General features: G+C 64.7%; 19 protein-coding genes and 1 tRNA gene. 8 read left to right on the forward strand and 12 right to left on the reverse strand.

Annotated elements, in window-relative coordinates:
• Positions 1-37: 37 nt before the first annotated feature.
• The 3 genes from ACLJEU_RS24895 to ACLJEU_RS24905 all read right to left on the reverse strand — a co-directional run bounded on the left by ACLJEU_RS24895 (position 38) and on the right by ACLJEU_RS24905 (position 3,225).
• On the reverse strand, positions 38-1,267 hold the full coding sequence (locus tag ACLJEU_RS24895; protein WP_414661299.1) for a pyrophosphate--fructose-6-phosphate 1-phosphotransferase: 1,230 nt from the start codon (positions 1,265-1,267) through the stop codon (positions 38-40).
• Positions 1,268-1,352: 85 nt separating this feature from the next.
• A tRNA-Arg gene (locus tag ACLJEU_RS24900) sits at positions 1,353-1,428 on the reverse strand.
• A 408-nt stretch (positions 1,429-1,836) separates the two neighbouring features.
• Positions 1,837-3,225, reverse strand: coding sequence for a N,N-dimethylformamidase beta subunit family domain-containing protein (locus tag ACLJEU_RS24905; RefSeq protein ID WP_414661298.1), 1,389 nt, complete (start codon positions 3,223-3,225; stop codon positions 1,837-1,839).
• Positions 3,226-3,502: 277 nt separating this feature from the next.
• Between ACLJEU_RS24905 and rpsR the strand changes: the two genes are divergently transcribed.
• A complete protein-coding gene (gene rpsR, locus ACLJEU_RS24910; protein WP_414661297.1) occupies positions 3,503-3,697 on the forward strand; it encodes a 30S ribosomal protein S18 in 195 nt (64 codons plus the stop codon).
• Positions 3,698-3,823: 126 nt separating this feature from the next.
• Here rpsR and ACLJEU_RS24915 read toward each other — a convergent pair whose 3' ends face one another.
• The 5 genes from ACLJEU_RS24915 to ACLJEU_RS24935 form a co-directional block, all read right to left on the reverse strand.
• Positions 3,824-6,058: a GumC family protein gene (locus ACLJEU_RS24915; RefSeq protein WP_414661296.1), complete on the reverse strand. Its 2,235-nt coding sequence runs from the start codon at positions 6,056-6,058 to the stop codon at positions 3,824-3,826.
• Positions 6,059-6,065: 7 nt separating this feature from the next.
• The gene (locus ACLJEU_RS24920; protein WP_414661295.1) at positions 6,066-6,704 is read right to left on the reverse strand and encodes a polysaccharide biosynthesis/export family protein; all 639 of its coding nucleotides are present in this window, start codon (positions 6,702-6,704) and stop codon (positions 6,066-6,068) included.
• Positions 6,705-6,780: 76 nt separating this feature from the next.
• A complete protein-coding gene (locus tag ACLJEU_RS24925; protein ID WP_414661294.1) occupies positions 6,781-7,902 on the reverse strand; it encodes a hypothetical protein in 1,122 nt (373 codons plus the stop codon).
• Positions 7,903-8,073: 171 nt separating this feature from the next.
• Positions 8,074-9,165, reverse strand: a complete 1,092-nt coding sequence (gene hisC / locus ACLJEU_RS24930; protein ID WP_414661293.1) for a histidinol-phosphate transaminase — start codon at positions 9,163-9,165, stop codon at positions 8,074-8,076.
• Between the two features lie 107 nt (positions 9,166-9,272).
• Positions 9,273-9,887, reverse strand: coding sequence for an HAD family hydrolase (locus tag ACLJEU_RS24935; protein ID WP_414661292.1), 615 nt, complete (start codon positions 9,885-9,887; stop codon positions 9,273-9,275).
• A 196-nt stretch (positions 9,888-10,083) separates the two neighbouring features.
• Here ACLJEU_RS24935 and ACLJEU_RS24940 point away from each other — a divergent pair, with 196 nt between their 5' ends.
• Positions 10,084-10,701, forward strand: coding sequence for an MIP/aquaporin family protein (locus ACLJEU_RS24940; protein ID WP_414661291.1), 618 nt, complete (start codon positions 10,084-10,086; stop codon positions 10,699-10,701).
• A gap of 85 nt (positions 10,702-10,786) precedes the next feature.
• Here ACLJEU_RS24940 and ACLJEU_RS24945 read toward each other — a convergent pair whose 3' ends face one another.
• Positions 10,787-12,490, reverse strand: a complete 1,704-nt coding sequence (locus ACLJEU_RS24945) for a DEAD/DEAH box helicase (protein ID WP_414661290.1) — start codon at positions 12,488-12,490, stop codon at positions 10,787-10,789.
• A 286-nt stretch (positions 12,491-12,776) separates the two neighbouring features.
• Here ACLJEU_RS24945 and ACLJEU_RS24950 point away from each other — a divergent pair, with 286 nt between their 5' ends.
• The 4 genes from ACLJEU_RS24950 to ACLJEU_RS24965 all read left to right on the forward strand — a co-directional run bounded on the left by ACLJEU_RS24950 (position 12,777) and on the right by ACLJEU_RS24965 (position 16,430).
• Entirely contained in the window at positions 12,777-13,577 is an 801-nt protein-coding gene (locus tag ACLJEU_RS24950; RefSeq protein WP_414661289.1) for a VOC family protein, read from the forward strand.
• Positions 13,578-13,688: 111 nt separating this feature from the next.
• Positions 13,689-15,083, forward strand: coding sequence for a type IV pilus twitching motility protein PilT (locus ACLJEU_RS24955; RefSeq protein WP_414661288.1), 1,395 nt, complete (start codon positions 13,689-13,691; stop codon positions 15,081-15,083).
• Positions 15,083-15,346, forward strand: coding sequence for a hypothetical protein (locus tag ACLJEU_RS24960; protein WP_414661287.1), 264 nt, complete (start codon positions 15,083-15,085; stop codon positions 15,344-15,346). Before ACLJEU_RS24955 ends, ACLJEU_RS24960 begins: the two co-directional genes overlap by 1 nt.
• Before the next feature lie 7 nt (positions 15,347-15,353).
• On the forward strand, positions 15,354-16,430 hold the full coding sequence (locus tag ACLJEU_RS24965) for a type IV pilus twitching motility protein PilT (protein WP_414661286.1): 1,077 nt from the start codon (positions 15,354-15,356) through the stop codon (positions 16,428-16,430).
• 274 nt (positions 16,431-16,704) lie between these two features.
• Here ACLJEU_RS24965 and ACLJEU_RS24970 read toward each other — a convergent pair whose 3' ends face one another.
• Together ACLJEU_RS24970 and ACLJEU_RS24975 are read right to left on the reverse strand one after the other, a co-directional pair.
• Positions 16,705-17,145 (reverse strand): DUF4864 domain-containing protein, encoded by a 441-nt coding sequence (locus ACLJEU_RS24970; protein WP_414661854.1) that lies wholly within the window; start codon positions 17,143-17,145, stop codon positions 16,705-16,707.
• A gap of 44 nt (positions 17,146-17,189) precedes the next feature.
• A complete protein-coding gene (locus tag ACLJEU_RS24975; RefSeq protein ID WP_414661285.1) occupies positions 17,190-19,718 on the reverse strand; it encodes a PAS domain-containing hybrid sensor histidine kinase/response regulator in 2,529 nt (842 codons plus the stop codon).
• Between the two features lie 116 nt (positions 19,719-19,834).
• Here ACLJEU_RS24975 and ACLJEU_RS24980 point away from each other — a divergent pair, with 116 nt between their 5' ends.
• On the forward strand, positions 19,835-20,314 hold the full coding sequence (locus ACLJEU_RS24980) for a GNAT family N-acetyltransferase (RefSeq protein ID WP_414661284.1): 480 nt from the start codon (positions 19,835-19,837) through the stop codon (positions 20,312-20,314).
• Positions 20,315-20,421: 107 nt separating this feature from the next.
• The gene (locus ACLJEU_RS24985; protein WP_414661283.1) at positions 20,422-20,796 is read left to right on the forward strand and encodes an Hpt domain-containing protein; all 375 of its coding nucleotides are present in this window, start codon (positions 20,422-20,424) and stop codon (positions 20,794-20,796) included.
• Here the strand turns inward: ACLJEU_RS24985 and ACLJEU_RS24990 are convergent.
• The gene (locus ACLJEU_RS24990; protein WP_414661282.1) at positions 20,772-21,416 is read right to left on the reverse strand and encodes a LuxR C-terminal-related transcriptional regulator; all 645 of its coding nucleotides are present in this window, start codon (positions 21,414-21,416) and stop codon (positions 20,772-20,774) included. The two genes, ACLJEU_RS24985 and ACLJEU_RS24990, sit on opposite strands and share 25 nt — an antisense overlap.
• Between the last annotated feature and the right edge of the window lie 86 nt (positions 21,417-21,502).

A 21,502-nucleotide genomic window follows, 5' to 3' on the forward strand; every position in this document is an offset into this window, starting at 1 on the left:
CGGCCACGGTGCGGACCGACCAGCGGCCTGCCGCCGATCAGTGCGACGCCGGCAGCGCGCCCGGCGTAAGGGTCTGGCCGATACGCCCGAGGAGATCGCGGAACCACGCCACTTGCACGTCGAACGGCTTGCCGCCCTTGATGCGCACAAACTCGATCGCCCGCAACGCGTCGCCGCGCTCCTCGTCCTCCCCGATCACGCCGCTCTCCCGGCGTAGGGCGCAGTCGACGGCGTAGTCGGCACAGCGGCCGATGAGCGCGAGATCGGCGGCGTTGGCCGCGGCGGCGCGGGCAAAATAACCGCTCTTCTGCACGAGCACTTTTTCGGCGCCGAGCATCTTGGCGAATTGCTCGCCAAACCACTTGCCGGGATTGACTGCATCGAGCTTCACGTGGCCGAACGCATCGCGCGGCACCTCCTGGCCGCGCGCCGTCATTTCCGCCACGATGCTCTCGACGCCGGCGCCCTCGCTGATGAAGAGATTCACGTTTCCGACGCGATCCATCACGCCCTTGAGCCGTTGCGCCTCGGCCGCGATGTCGAGCGCGAGTTCGGGCAGGTAAACACCGTGCACGGCAAGCCGGTCGCGCGTCAGCCCGAGGCCCGGGGCAAACGCTTTCTGGTCCAGCCGCGCTGAATACGCCTGGGCGGTGGCGGCGGTGAGCCAGCCGCAATTGCGGCCCATCACCTCGTGAATGATCAGCATGCGCGGATTTGCGCCGCACTCCGCGACGACATGCTCGAAGAAGGCCGCACCCTCTTCCGCCGCCGTCCAGGCGCCGAGGCTCTGGCGGATCGGGATGACGTCGTTGTCGATCGTCTTGGGCAGGCCGATGACCGTGAGCTGGTATTTGTTCTGCGCGAGGAAGGCCGCGAGATCGGCGGCGGTGGTGTTGGTGTCGTCGCCACCGATGGTGTGCAGGACGTCGACGCCGTCGCGCACCAGTTGTTCGGCCGCCACCTGCAGGGGATTCTGGCCTTCCTTGACGAGGCCGCGCTTCACGCAGTCCTTCACGTTGGTGAGTTTGACCCGGCTGTTGCCGATGGGGCTGCCGCCATGGGCGCGGAGCACATGGGCGGCGGCGCGATCAGCGGGGCCCACCTTAAGGCTATCGCCGAGGAGCAGGCCCTTGTAGCCGCTGCGGTAGCAGATGATTTCGATTCCCGGCGCGAGGCGCGAATAGCGCTCGATCAATCCGGCAATCGAGGCGCTGAGGCAGGGGGCGAGCCCGCCGGCAGTGAGAATCGCAACTTTTTTTGGAGCCATGGCGCCAAACAGCAGAGCGAATGCCGCCCCCACCCCGCAAGCCCGCAACACTCGCCCCGTCAAATTGTCCGGTCCGCCAGCAGACTGGTGCCCCCGCCCGGACTTGAACCGGGACAAGCGGTTTAGGAAACCGCTGCTCTATCCAGTTGAGCTACGGGGACGAAAAGGAAATCAGCCGGCTCTCGCGACACGCCCCCTTGCTCAGCATCGGCGATGGGGCGGTGGCGGCAGGCGACATGGTTCGCTCATTACGCCGCGGGGGAAAGGTCCGGCAAGCAGGAACGGGGTTCGCTAGCCTCAAGCTTGCATCGGTCAGCGACCGTTTCTCCGTCTTTCTTTGTCAGGACGAATCATGACGCGCCACAAAGTAGCGGGAGCTTGCAGCTCCCCTTCCGGCAAGTGGGAGCAGGATGCTCCCGCCACCTTGGCGCTGATGCTGCGTTTCCCGGAGCTTCGAAATAGGCCAGGCCTCGGCAAAGCTTTACCACTGTTTTCCCAGCGACTGCTCGAAACCTTCGCTGAAGTTCATGTCTCCCGCCGCTTTCCTTGTGTGCGCCGGACGTCTGTCCTCACTTGCCCAGCCGCTCCAAAATGTTCCGCGTGATGCGTTCCACCACGGGATCCTTGCCGAGGCCGTGCGACCAATCGGTCGTGCCGGCGGTGAAGACGGTACCGCCGCGCTCGTAAACGCCCATGACCGCGTTGCCGGTGCGGCCTTTCTCCCACTTCTCGTACCACTCGGCATCGTTGGGATGCCAGCGGGCCGGACAACTCGACAAGACGGTGAAGTTCGTCGGCGTGCCGTCTCGGCCGGTCGGATACGGCAGGCCGTCGCGCCAGACGAGTTCGCAGCCGTCGCACTCGTAGCCGACGATGGTGTCACGGCCGCCAAACGCGCCGCCGCGCTTCAAGTCGGTGCCGGCAAATACCCAGTGCTCGGGCCGGTGCACCGTGAACTCCGCCGGCTCTTCCATGAACTGGCCGTGGCTCTTGCGGTAACCGCCCCAGAGAAAGCCAACGCCGGTGAGCGTGTTTTCCGGCCGTTCGATGAGATGGTGGCTCCACGCGGTGGTCAGCGTCGCGTACCGGCCCGTCGCGAAGACGGGATCCTGGTGGTAGTTTTGTTTCCAGCACACGAGGGCCTGCCCCTCGGCTTCGGAACGGACCTGCCAGCAGACGGAGTTGCCGCTGAAGAACGCGACATTGCCGCCGCGGCCGATGTACGCCTCGAGGTGATCGCGCATCGGCGCGCTCCAATACTCGTCGTGGCCCACGCTGAGCACCAGTCGGTAGGCGTTCAGGAGGTCGGGGCGAAACTCGAGGTCGCTGTTCACCGCGTAATCGAGCGCGATGCCGTTGCGCTCGGCCCAGGCGACGAACGGCAGTTCCCACCGTGCGAACTGGGAGCCGCCCGGGCGGTGAAACGAGACGCGGCTGCCCTGGTTGCCGCCCGCGCCATTGTAGGCGTAGAGGCTGAAGCCGCCCCAGTTGTTGTACGCGTTGTAGGTGTTGGTTGCGAGTTGGAGCAGGATCTTCGTGTCGCGCCCCGGGAGCGCCGATCGCACCACGAAGTGCACGTCGCTCTCCGCCGTGCGTCGGCCGCGCTGCGTATAACGCCCGCCGCCGTCCTGCGCGCGCAGTGTGGCCACGTAGTAACCCGAACGCCAATTGGCCCCGACCGGCACCTTGAACGTCACCGGCCAGCCGCAGCCGTGCGAGGACGCGTTTTCCGGCACGGCATGCTCCGTGCCGGCCAGATCACTGCCCTTCCAGACGACCTCCCGCGTTGCGCCCACCCGCGCAATTTCGACGGCAAACTTCGGCGCGCTCGTCGAAACATGGAACGACGCCTCGTCGCCGGGCGCATAGCTCAGCTGCGCCGCATAGCCCTCAACGTACAGCGGCCGCGGTTCGCTGGCAGCCGACGCCACGCGCGGGAGGATGAACGCGATCAGCACGAGGGTAAGGTGAACAAGACGTGACCCGGGGTACATATTGCGGGCGTGAGACGCGGGGGAACAGGTTCGGCTCATGAGGATGGACGTCTACACGGTCATCGCGCCGGAGGACAGGCGTAATCCAGCGACCGCAGCCCCGCGGCAGCAGTGGCGTCCCGGCTGCCTGAAGCAGGCGAGATGCCTGCGCTCCCGGCAGCAAACCGCCCTTTCCCGTCACGCCAAAATGCAGGTTGACATGCCGAAGCCCGGCTTCACCGTCTCCCTTCCTTTTCGAGCCATGAGCACCACCGAACAAAAGCAGCAGACACCCACACCGGCGGAAATTCCGTTCACCACGCCGCAGGTCATGGTCCGTTACGTCACGGACACGGGCAAGATTCTGCCGCGCAAGTACACGGGCTTGTCCGCCAAGCACCAGCGCGCGGTCACCCGCACGTTGAAGCAGTCGCGGAACATGCTGTTGGCCCCCTGAGGCCCCTTTCAATCTGACGTCGAAGGCCGGAGTTTATCTCCGGCCTTTTTCATGCCCGGACGAAATCAGGCCGGCGATCGCGGCCGGTTGGCGGCGGAAAAAAACTCCCACCGCCGGCCAGCCGCGTCACTTCTCCTGTTCGCCGTCCTCAGTCTTCGCCTTCACGACGTAGTAATCCTTGTAGGACTTGTCGTAGTACTGGGCGTAGTAATAGCCGGAGACGGCGAGATTGAGGCCGTTGAGCACGGCGCCGAAGCTCGGGACGTTGGCCTCGAGGAGGCGCTTCGCACAGAACTGGGCCGCCTTGCGGCGGACCTTGTTGAAGTAGATCGTGAAGATCGATCCATCGACCAGCGGCAGGATGATCAGGGCGTCACTCACGGCGGCGAGTGGCGGCGTGTCGATGAAGACCCGGTCGTAGCTCTTGCGCAGATCCAGAATCATCTGCTCAAAACCCTTGCTGTTGAGGACCTGCGTCGGACTCTTCGCGCGGCCGCCGGCCGGAATCACGTCGAGGTTCGGCAGCACGTTGCGCAGCACGACCTCGTCGATCGTCGCCGTGCCCCCGCTGACGTCGATGACGCCCTTCCGGTTCTCCACCCGAAACGACTTGTGGATATTCGGCTTCCGGAGATCGCAGTCCACCACGACGACCTTCTCGCCGTGCGACGCAAACGTCAGCGCGAGATTCGTCGTCGTGAACGACTTCCCCTCGCCGGGGATCGTGCTGGTGATCAGGATACACTTGGCGCTCTTGCTCTCGTCCTTGAGCCGCAGGCCCGAGTGCAGGGTGAGAAACGCCTCCGCCACCTGCCGGTCGGCATTGTTGGCCACGATCTGCGCCTTGTCCGCCTGATCCATTTTTTTGATCTGCGGAATGATGCCGATCAGCGGCAGGCCCACGACGCCCTCGATGTCATACGAGCTCTTCACCCGGTCATCGATGAATGCGACGAAGAATGCAAACCCGAGGCCGAGCCCGAGGCCGCCGACCAGACCAAGGCCGAGATTGAGCGGCACGTTCGGCGAGATCGGCTTGCCCTCGGGACTCGGCGTCGCCGGGTCGACGATGCGCGCGTTCTGCGTCTCGATGTTGCTGGTCATCGACGTCTCCCGCGCGCGCGCCGCGATGCTCTGCAAAATCTGATCCTGGGTGCGGAATTCCCGCTCGATCTGCGTGTACTCGACGGCGGCGCGGTCGAGGTCGAGTGACTCCGCGGTCTTCTTGTCCAACTCCTGCTGGCGCTGCTGGAGATTCCGCAGTGCGGATTGATACTCGGACTCGACTTGATCGCAGACCGAGTTGATGGCGCGCTCGAGCTCGCGACGGGTCTGCGCATTGGTGTTCATCGCCGCGATCATCTCGGGATGCTTGTCGCGATAACGCTCGCTCAGCTTCGCGAGGAGAATCTTCTGCGCCGCCAGCTGCTGCGAAAGCTCGGTGATGATCGGCTGCGTCGCGATGAACGGCAGGCCGGTCAAATCCGCGCCCTTCGCGCGGTGCTCGCGGATCTGGCTCAGCCGAATCTCCGCCGTCTGGAGCACAATGCGGGATCGCTGCACCTCTAGGTTGATCGCCTTGAGCGACTCGCTGACGATGTCCTTCCGCTGATCGAGCGAGACGGTCTTGTTGCGCTCCTTGTAGTCCTGGAGCTTCTGCGCGAGCAGATCGACCTTCCGGCCCTGATCCTCGACCGTCTTCTGCAGTTCCTCGACGGCCTTGTTCTGGAATTTCGTGCGCAGGCCCTGGTTGTGGCTTAGGTATTCCTCGGCAAACAGGTTCGCGATCCGCGCCGCCACCATCCGGTCGGGATGCTTGTAGGCCACGGTGACGACGAGCGTCAGGCGCTGGGGAATCACGGTGCGGTTCCGGGCCAGGACCTCGGCCACGTAGGTCGGATCGGCGGTGGCTTTCTCATAGGGCGCGAGAAACGCCCGCAGGTCTTCGCCCGTGAGGCGATCGGCCACCCGCTTGATGATGGTCGCGCTCTCGAGAACCTTGATCTGGGTGTTCAGATCCTCCGCCGAGCGGATGTCGTTATCCATCATCTGCTGCACCTGGATGATGGTGGGATCGCGGCGGAAAATCTGCACCGTCGCGCTCGACTGATAAATCTTCGTGTCGCTCAGCGTGTAGACGAGGGAGCTCGTGAAAACCACGAGGAAAACCACCACGATGTACCAGATGCGCTCGCGCAGGATGAGCAGGTAGTCCTGGAAGGAGCGATGCGCGTGGCCGCCGCCCTCGCCGCCGTCGCCGTACCCGTAACCGACCGCCGAATACCCCGCGTAGTTGCCGCCGTAGTTATAGCCCTGGCCACCACTCTCGGACGGCTTCTTCGCGCCTGAATCGTTTGACATGTCGAAGTTAGAGGATGCGTTCCGGGACGAAGATAACGTCGCCCTTCTCCAGCGGCACCGCATCGCGCCCGCCGCGTTTCATGAGCGCATCGACGTCGATTTCCTGGGTGGAAACGTCTCCGTTCGGCGTGTGGCGCGTCAGCTTCACCCGCTTCAAGTCCGAGAGCCGGTTCTGCCCGCCCGCAAGCGAAATGGCATCCAGAATATTGAGACGCCCCTCCTGCGGAAACTGCACGCGGCCGGCGTTGTTGACGGCGCCGATCACATTGACGCTGCGCTCGGCGTACTTGAGCACGATCACGCTGACCTGCGGATTGACCAGGAAGTCGCGGTCGTAAAGTTCGCGAATCATCGTCTCCGCCTGCCGGACCGTCTTGCCCTTGAGACTGATGGTCTTGATCAGCGGCAGAAACACCGTGTGTTCCTGGGAGATACTGACTTCACCCTGCTTATTGATGTCATCCTCCTGGAAAACCTGCACGCGCAGGACGTCCATGGGCTGCAACACATAGTCGCCGGGCACGCTCTCCCGCGGCGATTCCGCCGGGGCTTTCGCCGCCTTATCCGCCGCGAAGCCGGTGTCCGGCACCAATCCGCCCAGCGCCAGAAGCGAGGCCAGAACGAGGGGAGACAAACGCGAACGCATGGGATGAAAAAAGGCGGACGAAGACCGCGATACGATCTTCCGCCGCCCGGGACGGGTCAAGAGGACTCGGGGCTGCTCAATACCGGAATTGAGCCGAGAGGTTGAACACGTTGTTCTTGAATTCATTCACCCGGAGATCGGAACCGGAGTCGCGGTGGATGAAGGAACCCACGATGCGCGTGGTGGCGTTTACGATGTAGGTGGTGCCCAGCTGGGTCTCGTAATACTCGTCCGTGCGGGTGCCGAAATCGATCGACCGCCACAGGACGCCCGCATGCACATTCCATTCGGCGGAGATGCGCGACGTGGCCATGAGGTTCAGAATCGTGTTCTTCTGCTGCTCGCCGCGTGCACCCGTGCCGAAGTCGTTCGAGGCCCCGAATTTCAGATTCGATTTCGCCGTAATCTCGTAGGTGAAATCAGCCAGGAGGCCGAGTTGGTTCTCGTTCCCACCCGCTTGCAGCCGGCGGGTATTGAGACCGACCGCGAAACTTCCGGTCAGCTTGGGCGAAAATTCACCGCGCGCGCCCACGCTGAAAAAATGGTCCGTCGAATCACTGCCCAAATCCACCCGGTAGTCGCGGTAACGATAACCGACGCTCAGATCCGTTTTCGGCGTCCACTTGTAGAACGCGGTCAGCGGCACCATCAGGCTGTCGGAATCCGTGTAACCGGCACGCTTGAAGTTCTCATGCGCGAAATCGACGCCGGCGGCGACCGACGTAATCTGCGAGACCTCCACCTCGGCGTTGAGGGCGAGATTGAAGATGTCACGCCGAGCAAATCCCCCGGCCAGACCCGCCGGCGGACGCACATCCACCGAGTTCTGATTCAACTCCCGGAAGCTCGAGCTGAAACCCAGCTTGAGCTTGCCGTCGTCGTACTTGGACACGAACTCCCCCACAAAGAGGTTCGTATTCAAATCGTGGTGATCGGAGTAGTTGCTGAACGTATCCGAGAGCGTCAGCGATCCCTGCAGTTGTGACTTCCGGCCGAACACAAGTTCCACGCCCGGCGTCAGATCGAAGACGAGATCGCTCGTTTCCGTCGCGGTGAGGAAAAGGTTGTCGTCCGCGCGCACCCCCAAGGATCCGGTCACAAAGAGCTCGGCTCCATCACCGATGGCCATGAAGGGAGCGGCAACGCCGCTGGCGCCTGCCGAAACCAATGTAAGACCGAGACGGATGAGGTTCTTCATGGACTGGGTGCGAGGGAAATGCGGCGGAGAAATTCGAGGGTTGAAACGCTGGAGGAGGAATATTTCTACAGGGAAAAACCGGCCAAAATGCCTCCTGAATGCAAACGAGAAGGCAATTTCAGCCGCAAGTGTATTCGCGAGCGAGCGGGGCGATAGCCCCCACCGGCGCGGCTACGTGAGCGCCGCCGCGAGGGTCGCGAGCAGCCGCTCGTTCTGCTCGCGCGTGCCGACCGTGACCCGCACCCATTCGGGCAAACCATACGACTTCACGGGGCGCACGATCACGCCGCTGCGCTGCATCGCATCGAACACCCGGTTGCCGTCCCCGACCCGGATGAGCATGAAATTCGCGACGCTGGGCACGAACGCGAGACCGAGCCGGCGGCAACCGTCCTCGATTTGACGCAGTCCCGCGCGATTTTCCCGCGCGCAACGTTCGGCAAACGCGTGGTCATCGAGTGCCGCCAGCGCCGCCGCCTGGGCGATGGCGTTGACGTTGAACGGCTGGCGCACGCGGTTCAGCAACGCACACAGATCCGCCGCGGCGTAGCCGTATCCGATGCGCAACGACGCGAGACCGTAGATCTTGGAAAACGTCCGCAGGCAGACCACCTTCCGGCCGGCCCGGATCAGCGGGCGCAGATCGGGCGCGTTTTCGACGTACTCCGCGTACGCTTCATCGACGATCGCGATCACATGATCCGGCAGCGCCTCGATGAACGCGATCAGCTCCGCCTCGGTGTTGGCGGTCCCGGTCGGATTGTTCGGCGTGCAGACATAGACGAGCTTCGTTCGCGGGGTGATCGCGGCGGCGATGGCGGGAAGATCATGACGCCAGTCGCGGAGCGGCACTTCCACCGCCCGGGCGCCAAACAGGAGCGTCACCAGCTTGTAGACCACAAACGCCGGCGCTCCCATCACCACTTCGTCGCCGGCACCCACGAACGCATGGCCGAGCAGTTCGATGATTTCGTTCGAACCGTTGCCGATCACAAACTGGTCGGCACCGAGGCCGCGCACCGCCGCCAGCTTCTGCCGCAGCGCGAAACATCCGCCATCCGGATACAGCTCACCGTGCTCGAGTGCCTGCTTCGCCGCCGCCAGCGCCAGCGGCGAGGGGCCGAAGGGATTCTCGTTCGACGCCAGCTTGATGATGCCGGCGGGATCCAAGCCCAGCTCGCGCGCCACGTACTCGATCGGCTTGCCGGGTTCGTACACCGGCTGCGTGAGCACCGAAGGTTTGGCGAGGGACTCGAAATTCATCCCGTCACTCGAACACACTTCACGGTCCGCGCGGAAGCCCGAAATCCACCCGCGCACGCCGCAGCGCACCTGATTTATCGCCCGCCTCTGCCCCGCGGGCGACGACGCTAGGGTCGCGCTGGCTTGCTCGCGCGACTCGGCACCCGGACCCACTTCATGCCCGCCGCCTCGGCCGCGCGCATGCCGGGCTCAGCGTCCTCGAACACCAGGCACTTCTCCGGCGAAACGCCCATCCGCTGGGCCGCCAGCAGGAACATGTCCGGTGCCGGTTTGCCGTGCACGACGTCGTCCGCAGTCACAACGCGGTTACGTTCGAACAGGGTCGCGAGACCTGTGAGCTCCAGCGTCGCCCGCACGATCGCGCGAGGCCCGCCGGAGGCAATCGACACCGGGTGCGTCAGGGCGATCCGGCGCGCAAAAGCCACCACGGGTTCGATCAGCTGGGCGTCCTTCTGCAGTTCGCTGAAGAGCGCCTCCTTGTGATCAAAGACCGCGTGCGCATCGATGGTGAGCTGGTAATGCGCCGCAATGAGCTCGGCCACGCGCAGGGTCGGCACTCCGCCCAGAGAGTAGAACAGCTCCTCATCCAGCGGACATTGCAGTCCGACCTGGCGCATCGCGGCGTCCCAGGCCCGGTAGTGCAGCGGCATCGTGTCGACCAGCGTGCCATCCAAATCGAAAATGTAGCCGGCAAAGTCGCCAGCCGGAATGTCCAGTTTCATGCGAACTGACCACCGTGGTCGCCCCCCGGGATCAACGCAATTGAAACCCGTGAATCCCTCCCGCGCGCCGCGGTCCGCGGGCGAGCGAAGCACCGGGGCGAATCGGATCCATTTCGAACCAAGACGACCCCAGGGACGAAAACGCGTTGTCTTCCCCCGGCTCGCGTTTAGCTCTGGGCGCTTCCGTCTCCAACCCATGAAAAAATACCTCGTCGAGTTCATCGGCACCTTCTTCCTCGTCTTCACCGTCGGCATGGCCGTCCGCAGCGGCTCCGCCCTCGCCCCGCTCGCCATCGGCGCCTCGCTGATGGTGATGATCTTTGCCGGCGGCCACGTTTCCGGCGGACACTTCAATCCCGCCGTCACCCTCGCGGTGCTCCTCCGCGGCAAGTGCCCGAAGGGCGACGTCCTGCCGTATTGGCTGGCCCAGTTCATCGCCGGCGTCGTCGCCGCGCTGATCGTCAACTTTCTCCACGCCGGCAAACCGGCCATTGCCGCCACGCACGCCGTCGTGCCGTCAATCATCGTGGAAGTGCTGTTCACCTTCGCCCTGGCCTGGGTCGTCCTGAACGTCGCCACTGCCAAGGGCACGGCGGGTAATTCCTTTTACGGCCTCGCGATCGGCATGACGGTCATGGTCGGCGCGGTCGCCGTCGGTGGCATCTCGGGCGGAGCGTTCAACCCCGCCGTGGGCCTGGGTGTCGTCGTCATGGGCCTCGAGAACCTGAACCAGTTCTGGATCTACCTCGGCTCGGACCTCGCCGGCGGCGCCCTTGCCGCCGTGACCTATCAGATCGTCAACGGCAGCGAATAACCGACTGCAGCGGGCGCGGGCCCGCTGCCGTTGGCAGATTCCTGAACACAAAAAAGGCGGGCCGAAGCCCGCCTTTTTTAATGCGTTATCGCCGCACGCCGCGATGGAGGCGGCTCGTCGGCTTGACCGCCGCCGCGGCCGTGTCGGCCAGCGCCTTTTCGTCGAAGAGCGCGGAATAGATGTAGGGGAAGCCCTCGATCTTCTTCCGCTCCACGGCGACGCCCATGTAGCGCTCGATCGAACGCGCATCCCGCACGTCCTCCTCGGTCACCAAGGTGAACGCATCGCCCGTGTTCTGCGCTCGGCCGGTGCGGCCGATGCGGTGCACGTAATCCTCGGCGTTCTCCGGCACGTCGTAGTTGATGACGTGGGACACGCCCGCGATGTCGAGGCCGCGTGCCGCGATGTCCGTGGCGACGAGCACCTCGTATTTGCCGCTCTTGAAACCCTGCAACGCCTCGATGCGCTCGCGCTGGTTGCGGTCCGAGTGCATGACGCCCACGGTGTGGCCCTTGCTTTCGAGCCGGTGCGCGATGCGATCCGCGCCCATGCGCGTCCGCGAGAAAATGAGCACGCTCTTGAAATCAGTCTGCTCGAGCAGCAGTTGCAGCAGATCAAACTTCTGCGACGCCACCACCGGATAGAAGGCGTGGGTGACGGTTTCCGCCGGCGAACGCTGGCGGCCGATCTCGACCTTGACCGGATCGCGCAACGCCCAGCCCGCGAGCTGTTCGAGCTCCGGCGGCAGCGTGGCGGTGAAGAACAGCGTCTGCCGATCCTTCGGGCACTTCTGCACGATGCGCTTCACGTCGGGCAGGAAACCCATGTCGAGCATGCGGTCGACTTCGTCGAGGACGAGGATGTCGATGTCCGACAGCGAGCAGTTGCCCTGCTCCAGATGATCCAGCAACCGGCCGGGCGTCGCCGCGAGGATGTCCATCCCGCGCCGCAGATCCTCGGTCTGTTTGCCGTAGCCAACGCCGCCATACACGATGGTGACGCGAAGGTCGGTGAACTTGGCAAATTTCTGAAACGCCTCCTCGACCTGCAACGCGAGTTCGCGCGTCGGCTCGAGGATGAGGCAGCGCAGCTTTCCGTGCGTGCCCAGGCGCTGAATGATCGGAAGGGCAAAGGCCGCGGTCTTGCCGGTGCCGGTCTGCGCGGAACCGATGACATCGCCACCCTTGAGCACCACCGGGATCGCCTGCGCCTGAATCGGGGTCGGGGCCACATAGCCCATTTCCTGCACGCCGAAGGCCAGCGCGTCGCTCAGCCCGAGCGCGGTGAACGCCGTATCCATTTTCGGCACATCGACCGGCACCGCCGGCTTGATGTCCGCGGTGCGCGGATGATCGAAGGTCTTGTCGATCGTGGGCCGCTCGCGCTTGGCGTTCGGTCCGTCAAAGGATTTGCCGCGACCGGAATCAAACGATCGGCCGGAAGAGGATTCGCCCCGACCGCCGCGTCCGCCCGAGCGCGAATGCGCACCGCGGCCACCTTGTCCTCCCTGGCCGCCGCGATCTTCGCGCGGACCGCGCTCGCTGCGCGGTGCCGGTTCATCCCGCGGATCGCGCGGCTGCTCGCGTTCCGTGCGAGGCTTGGCGCTGTGACCGCGGCCTGGACCGGCCGGACCGGGCCGACCGCGGTCGGAGCGGGCCTCGCCGCGCGGCTGCGCGACCTGCGGTTTGGCGTGAGAATGAGAAGCTGGCTTCCCGGCTGCGGCCGCCGGCTTCGTTGCACGCGAGGGCGCGAGCGTATCGCGCAACTTCGCAAATATTTTCTTCAGCATGACAATATAAGGAGACAAGCGTCTGCGAAACACCGGGCTTTGCAACCTCCATATGCCCGGCGGCAGAGCCTGGGATCGATCGTGGGACTGGGACCGACCCTGGGACCGCGACCGCCCCCGGTCGCTGCCGAAACCCTGCGACCGGGGGCGGTCGCGGTCCCAGGTTCAGTCCCATTTCGATTTCTGTTCCGATCCCAGTCGTTACGTCGAGCCACGACGTTGCAGAATCCGGCAGGGTGCACTCAGTGTGAACCACCGCGCACGCCACGCCCAGCGGCCTTCCTTCATGCACCCTTCCCTTCAACTTGCCGCGATCCAGCTCCGCACTCCGGACCTCGCCCGCAGCATCGGTTTCTACGCGCAGCAGCTGGGTTTTGTGGTCGTGGATCACGGGCCGTCCCGGGCCAGCCTCGCCACCGCTGCGGACGCCGCCCCGATCCTGACGCTCGTCGAGGATCTCGCCGCCGTCCCGGCCCCGCGCGAGGCCGCGGGTCTCTTTCACGCCGCCCTGCTTTTTCCGTCCCGGTCCGCGCTGGGCGCATGGTTGCGTCACGCGCAGGCGCACCAGGTTGAATTCGACGGCTTCGCGGATCACGGCGTGAGCGAGGCCCTCTACTTTTCCGATCCCGACGGCAACGGCCTCGAATTCTATTCCGATCGGCCGCGGCAGCAGTGGCCGTATGCGAACGGCGAACTCGCGATGACGACGCAGGCGCTCGATCTGCGCGGGCTGCTTGCGGCCGCATCGCCCGCGAGCGACCGCCCGCTGCGCGGCGCGCACTGGGGACACCTGCACCTGCGCGTCACGCAGCTGGATCGCAGCGATGCGTTTTACCGCGGCGCGCTCGGAATGGAGGTCATGCAGCGTTCGTTTCCCGGCGCCCGTTTCCTCGCGGCCGATGGTTACCACCATCATCTGGGCCTGAACACCTGGGGCGGGCCGCGTCTGCCCCAGCCGCCCGCCGCGCAGGGGTTGAGCGAGGCCACGTTTTTCCGCCCGGCCGTCCCGACTGAGTCCGTCCAGACGGACCCGGATGGGATGCGTATTCGAATCAGCCCGACACCGGCACCGGCGAAAATCCCGTGAAACTCACGCCGCGGGTGGCCTGCCCGCGGCGCGCGCACGGTCGCGGCGGCATTCGCGCTTGGCTTGGCTTCACCCGACGCCAACCTCGCCGAATTACGCTCCCACCCGCGCATGAATAGCGATACCCGCTGGCTTATACGTCTCGCCGTCGAAGCCGGCCTCCTCACGAAACCGCAGGCGGAACAGGTGCGCACCAAGGTGGGGGCGTCCGCCGACTTGATGACGTTTGCGCAGGAACTGATCGACTCCGGCATCGTCACCGACGTCGACCGACTCGAGTCGCTCGCCGGCCAAGCGATGGCAAAGGCGGAAAGCGGTCCGCCGCAGGCAACGACCGCGCCGTTCAAACTCGCCACGCCGGCCGGCGCGTCGCGTCCGCCGATGGCTGCAACCGGATCGACCCGTTTTGCGTTCGAGTCGACCGCCACCCTGGCCGATGCCGCGGTCGCCGAGGGCATGCGCAACCTGCTGCGGGAAACGGCCCGCTCGGGCGCGAGCGATCTTCATCTCTCGACCGGCGCGCGGCCGTTCATCCGGAAACACCGCTCGCTCACCTATCTGTCCGATCACGTGCTCACCGCGAAGGACGCCCACCGGCTCAACACCGCGCTGCTCTCCGAGGGACAGCGGGCGATTTTCCAGGAGCGCCGCGACTACGACTATGCGTTGGCATTGAGCGGCACCGATCGTTACCGCGTGAACCTGATGGTCCACAAGAACGGCGTGGCGGGCGCGTACCGCATGATCCCCGCCGAGACCCGCACGCTCGAGTCGCTCGGCTACACCAAGCATCTCGAGACGTTGAAGAAGATGCTGTCCTATCACAACGGACTCATCCTGATCACCGGCCCCGTCGGTGCCGGCAAGACCGCGACGCTGGCCTCGATGGTGGCCTACCTGAACGAAACGCGCTCCGACCACATCATCACCGTCGAGGATCCGATCGAGGTCGTGCAACCCGCGAAGGGTTGCAATGTGACGCAACGCGAAGTCGGCCCGCACACGCGTACGTTTGCCTCGGCCCTCAAGGGGGCGTTGCGCGAGGACCCGGACGTAATCGTCATCGGCGAACTCCGCGATCTCGAAACGATCGAGATGGCCATCAGCGCCTCGGAGACAGGGCATCTCGTGATCGGCACGATGCACACCAGCGATGCCGCCACGACGTTGAACCGGCTGCTCGATGTCTTCCCCCCCGCGCAGCAAACGCAGATCCGGGCGAGTGTCGCGGAATCGCTGCGGGGCATTGTGTGCCAGCGCCTGCTGCCGGGAGCGGCCGGCGGCCTCGTGCTCGCCTGCGAAATTCTCGTCAGCAACACCGCGATTCAAAACCTCATTCGCGAGGGCAAGTCGACCGGTCTGCGCAACACCATGGAAACCGGCGTGCGCGAAGGAATGTGCCTGATGGACAATGTCGTGTTCGGGCTGTGGCAGGAGAAGAAGATTTCCGCCGACGTCGCCAACGCGGCCATCGCCAACCGCGTGCTCAAGGCCAAGATTTCCTGATGGCCGCGCCCCACCCTGACGACCTCACCGATCTGGCCGCCCTGGAAAAGGCGTATCGCAAAGCCTTGTTCACGATCCTCGGGCACGGCCTGTTCTTCCTCGCCTGCTGCGTGGTTGCCGTGCTCGCGCGCCGGATGCTGAAGATGCCGCCCGCGCTGCTGACCGTCGTGTTCGCGGTGGCGCTGATCCTGTTTGGCGGCGACTTCATCCGTTTTCTCTCCTACCGGCGCAAGTTGCGCCGCCGCCGCGAATCCCTCGCCTGACCCCTACATGGCCGCCATCGATTCCCTGCTGAAGACCATGCTCGACCAGGGCGGATCCGATCTGCACCTGACGATCGGGCTTCCGCCCAAGGCCCGGATTTCGGGCTCGCTGCAGCCCATCGGCACCGCGCCGATCGACACCGCGACGATGGAATCGCTTCTCAGGGAAATCTGCCCCGCGAAACGCTGGAGCAATTTCATCGAGCGCAAGGATCTCGATCTCGCGTACGAAGTGCCGGGGCTCGCGCGGTTCCGCGGCAACTATCTCTACAATCACTGGGGCCAGGCCGCCGTGTTCCGGCAGATTCCCGCGAAGATTCTTTCCTTCGACGATCTGAAGCTGCCCGAGGCGTTGAAGAAACTCTGTCACCTCGATCAGGGCCTCGTGGTTGTGACCGGCCCGACGGGCAGTGGCAAGTCGACGACGCTCGCGGCGATGATCGACTACATCAATTCGAACTTCGCGCGGCACATCATCACCATCGAGGATCCGATCGAGTTCGTGCACCCGGTGAAGAAGTCCGTGATCGTCCACCGCGAGGTCGGCGAGCACACGCAGTCATTCGCCACGGCGCTGAAGGGCGCGATGCGGCACGACCCGGACATCATCCTGCTCGGTGAAATGCGCGAAATGGAAACCATCAAGCTCGCGCTCGGCTGCGCCTCGATGGGCATGCTCGTCTTCGGCACGTTGCACACGAACAACGCCGCGAAGACCGTCGATCGCATCATCAACACGTTTCCCGCGGAAGAGCAGAACCAGGTGCGCGTGATGCTCTCGAGCTGCCTCGCCGGCGTCGTCGCTCAGCTCCTCTGCAAGCGGATTCCGAAAGGCCGCTGTGCCGTGCACGAAATCCTGCTCACGCACGAGGCCCTGCCGAACACGATTCGCAGCGGCCAGATCGCGAACATCAAGTCGATCATCGAGAGCGGCGGCGCCGACGGCATGATCACGATGGACGGCAGTCTCATGAACCGGGTGAAGGACGGCACGATCGAGCCGAAGGAGGCCTATATGAAGGCAGCCATCAAAGCCACGTTCGCCCCGCTGCTGAAGCCGGGCGACCTCGATGGCGGACACTGAGGAAACCGGAGACGGGCAAAACCGGAGACCGGAGTCCGGAAACCGGATACGCCGCCTGGAATTGCGGATTTCGGATTGCGGAATGCGGATTTTTCCGAACCGCGCGAATCGGTTTCCGGTTTCCGGTTTCCGGTTTCCGGTTTCCGGTTTCCGGTTTCCGGTTTCCGGTTTCCGGTTTCCGGTTTCCGGTTTCCGGTTTCCGGTTTCCGGTTTCCGGTTTCCGGTTTCCGGTTTCCGGTTTCCGGTTTCCGGTTTCCGGTTTCCGGTTTCCGGCTCAGGCCTTGCCGGACTTTTTCGGCTCGTGGCGGAGCACGCCGTGAATGCGCCAGCCGGCCGGCTCCTGTACGAGGGTGAAGTCGTAGGCGGCGTCTCCGTCTTTCGCATACACCTGCACGGTCACCATGGCGCGCTTCCCCTCGTCGCGCACGATGCCGAACTCCGCGCGCACGTTGGCCCAGATTTCCGGATAGCTCTGCTGCACGATCGCCGCGAACACCCGCGGTGGCTTCTGCGCCCGCAGTTCACTGGAGGCGAAACCGTGGGCCTTACCGATGTCAGCCTTTCGAAACGCCGCCATCTGCCCCTCGATGGTCGCGATCACCGCCTTGCGAATCTCCGGCGTGCTCGCGCGCGGACGCGTATCGGCCGCACACAGCGTCGCACCGAAAGCGCACAGGAGCAGACCCAGCCGGAGAAACGTCGCCCGATCCATCATGGGAGGCACGATGCGCGGCCCGGCTGGTTTCGCAACCCGCCCCCTCAGCCGTTGGTCATCACCTCGCGGAGCGTGCGGGAGAAATCCGCCATCCGGTACGGCTTCGGCACGGAGCCCCTGAAGCCATGCGCACGGAAATTGGCCATCACGGGATCGCCCGAATAGCCGCTCGACACGATGCCCCTGGCCGCGGGGTCAAATTTCAGAATCTCGCGCATCGCGTCGGCTCCGCCCATCGCGCCGGGAACCGTGAGATCAAACACGACCACATCGAACGGCTGGCCTCCCGCCCGCGCCGTCGCATACTCGCGAACCGCCTCGTCGCCGTCGCTGGTCACCGTCACCTCCAGCCCCAATCGCTCGAGCAGCGCCTTCGTCATCATCCGGATCGGCTCCTCGTCATCCATGAACAGCACGCGGCCGTTGATCGGCTCGAACGCGCTCGTGGTCGGCGCCACTTTCGGCGGCTCGATTCGCGCCGCCGGCAGCCAGATGCGGAACGTGGTGCCGCTGCCAATCGTGGACTCCACAGAGATGTGCCCGCGGTGTTTCTGGATGACCGAATACACGGTCGCGAGGCCGAGGCCGCTGCCCGACTCCTTCGTGGTGAAGAACGGTTCGAAGATGCGCGCCACGTGTTCCGGCGCGATGCCCCGGCCCGAATCGGCAATCTCGAGCCGCAGATAGTTGCCCGCCGGCAGCGTGACGACGTCGCCCGCGACCAGCGTTTCATTGCACAACGCCAGCTTGATCAGTCCGCCGCCCGGCATCGCCTGCACGGCGTTGAGCACGAGGTTCTGCACGACCTGGCCAATCTGGCCCTTGTCCGCGTCCGCCGGACGAAGGTCGGTCGCGATGTTGAATTCGCACCGCACCGACGATCCGTGCAGCGCGAACTGCGCCGTCTCACGCACGACCTCGGCCAGCGGGACGGCCGCGCGCACGGGATCGCCGCCCTTGGCAAACGTGAGCAGCTGCTGGGTGAGATCCCGTGCGCGCAACGTCGCCCGCTCCGCCTCCTGCAGCCACTTCGCCGCGGCCGCCTTCGCCTTTTCGTCCAGCAGTGCCAGCGACAGATTTCCCATCACGATCGACAGGAGATTGTTGAAGTCGTGCGCAATGCCGCCCGCGAGCACCCCGATCGATTGCATCTTCGACGCGCGGAGAAGATCGGCCTCGAGCCGCGACCGGTGCGTCACGTCGCGCAACACCAGGACCGCGCCGATCGGGCGCCCCTTCAAATCGTGCACCGGGGCGCAGCGCCCTTCGACGGATCGCGGCGGACCCTCGCGGGGACGCACCACGGTGTAAGGCGGAAGATCGACGGGACGATCCGAACTCAATGCCGAAGCCAGCGGTGCGGCCAGCGGATGATCGATCTTGTCCCAGCCGAGCACGCAGACTTCGCGCAGCGGGTGGCCGATGGCGGCTCCAACCGGCCAGCCAGTGAGCTCAGCCGCGGCCTCGTTCATGAATTGCACGACGCTCGACTGGTCGATCGTCACCACCGCTTCCGACATCGCGCGCAGCGTGACCCGGAGCCGCTCGCGTTCCGCCGCGAGCGCCTGCTCCGCCAGCTTCATCTCGGTCACATCGATGAGTGCGAACTGCGTCCGCTCGTAATGCGGCCGGCCGTCCATCACCGGCACCCGCCAGTGATACACCATGCGCAGGAGACGGCCGTCGGGCGTCTGCAGCGAGAGTTCGCCATCGGCCAGCGTGCGACCCTCCCAGAGGGCGAAAATGGTGGCGCGCCGCGCCTCGTGGATATCGGTCGTAAAGATCCGATCGAGCACGCTGACGCCGGTCTTGAGATCACTGACGCCGAGCAGCCGCAGCGTCGCGGCGTTGGCCCCGACGATGGCGACGCGGGCGGACCAGGTGCGGAGCGCTTCCGCGTTCACGCTCAGCCACTCGTCCAGCACCTTCACCCCGCCTGACCGCAGCTGTTCCAGCCAGCCGGCAATGGGGCGGTAGTCGAATTCGATAATTCCGATGGGCAGGTGATCAAACAACGCGCGGTAACGTTCATCGCTGGCCGTCAGCGCCGCGGCGGCGGTCTTTCGCTCGGTGATATCCGTCACGAATCCCTGCACGCCGATGAGCGCACCCTCGTCGTCGCGGAGCGCCCGGACGTTTTCCTCCCACCAGAAATGCGCGCCGTCCGGCCAACGTATCTCGGACTCGTAGACGACGCACTGTCGTTCGTCACTAGCCCGGGCCAGCATCTCCTCACGCCGCTTGGGGGTCACATAGCGTTCGGCGACCGCCGACGGCGGGAGCGCCAGCACTTCCGCCACGCTGGTGCAGCCGAGCAGCCGGGCCATCGCGGCATTCGCGCGAGTGAACGCACCGTCGCGCGACATCTCATACGCTCCCGCCGTCGATTGATCAAAAAAACCGCGGAGCCTCTCCTCACTCTGCCGCAGCACCTCGAAGCGTTGCCAGTGAGTGAACCCGAAGTAGGCCGCAGCCACGATTCCAATGAGGACCGCGAGACCGACGAGCCATGACGCATCGGGTGCCATGGCGGCCGCGTTCAGCCAGACGGAGGAAAGGAAGGAGGAATTCAACACACTCAGGCGGAAGGCTCACACGGGACAGGGCGACGGCCCCGGGCAACCGGTCGCCGCACCTGCCCGCAGCGAAAATCCATCGCGCTTCGATGCAGGGCCTTCATGCTATAGGGATGCCTTTGTCCATTCGTCCTGCCACGGTTACCGACGTGCCGTTGATTTTGACCTTCATCCAGGGACTCGCGCAATATGAAAATCTGGCGGACGAGGTCACTGCCACCGAGGAGCGTCTGCGCGCGACGCTGTTTCCCGCCCACGACAGAGCGGCGGCGGAGTGCATCCTCGCATTCAACGATGAGACTCCGGCGGGTTTCGCGCTATTCTTTACGAACTATTCAACCTTTCTCGCGAAGCCCGGACTGTATCTGGAAGATCTGTTTGTTGTCCCGGATCTGCGCGGTCGCGGCATTGGCAAGGCGCTGCTGCTGCACCTCGCGAAACTCGCCAACCAGCGCAACTGCGGTCGCATGGAGTGGACCGTGCTCGACTGGAATGCACCGGCGATCGCGTTCTACGAGTCAATCGGCGCGCGCCGCCTGCGTGAATGGCAGATCTGCCGGCTGACCGGCGCGGCCCTCGAACAATACCGGTGAAGAGGTAACACCGCGTGAAGATAGGTTGTACCGCGATCCTCGCCTGAGGACTTCCCGCCTCGTTTTTGTTTTGCGCCGGCCGGCAGATTCATTGGCGTCACTCCGGCATGCCCACCCCGACCACGCCTAACCGCGCTCTGGCCGATCTCGCCACCATGCTGGGCGATGACAACGTGCGCACATTGGTGCGGACGTTTCTCCGGGACTTCCCGCTTGGGCTGAAGGATCTCAGCGGCGGCGAGCGGCGCAACCGTCACCGCGTCGCACACAGCATGAAGAGCAGTTCGCGTTTGATGGGTGCCCAGGCGTTGTCGCAACGCATGGCTGACATCGAAGCGCGCCTGGCCGAGGAGAGCGGAGGCGATGTGACCGCGGACGAAATCGCCAGCATCGCCCGCGACTATGAAACGATCGCCGCGCCGCTGCGGGCGTTTGCCGGCGAGGACGCCGACGCCTCTCAGTTGTCGACGAGGCCGGCCTGAATGCACCAGCGGGTGAGGCTCGCGACTTCGCGCACGCCCACTTTCTCCATGATGTTCGCGCGGTGTTTTTCCACCGTGCGCACGCTCAGGTTGAGCTTCGCGGCAATCTCCTTGGACATCTGACCCGCGGCCACCAGCCGGGCGATTTCCTGCTCCCGCTCGGTGAGCGGGACTTCCAGCGTCGGGCGCGTGACCGGCAGTCCACCGCCGCTGCCGCCCTTGGCGCGCACCCGGCTCGCAAAAAACATGCCGCCACTGCGCACCGTCTCGACGGCGCTGAGGACGTATTCGATCGGCTCGGTCTTGTCCACGTAGCCATTGACGCCGAGGACCATCAGGTCCGCCGGCAGGCGCTCGCTCGGATGCGCCGTAATCACCAAAATTTTCGTATCCGGTAATTCACGTCGGACTTCGCGGGCAATCTCGAGGCCGTTGATGTCAGGGAGCATCAAATCCACCACCAGCATCTCCGGCTTCTCCCTCAGGCAGAATTCCAGCCCGGGTTTGCCGAGTCCAAACTCGCCGATCACCTGCAGGTCCTTCACCTTCCCGAGCGTCAACAGGATCAACTGACGAAACATGGTTTCGTCTTCGATGAGAACGGCGCGAATTTTTCGCATGCTAGAGGTCAGTCGGATTCTGGGTGGTGCGTACTTGCCCGGCCGGCAATCGCATCTCTACGGATGTGCAGTAGAAGTCCGATGGC

It is taken from the genome of Terrisphaera buseokensis, assembly GCF_047521145.2.
Taxonomy (GTDB): domain Bacteria; phylum Verrucomicrobiota; class Verrucomicrobiia; order Opitutales; family Opitutaceae; genus ER46.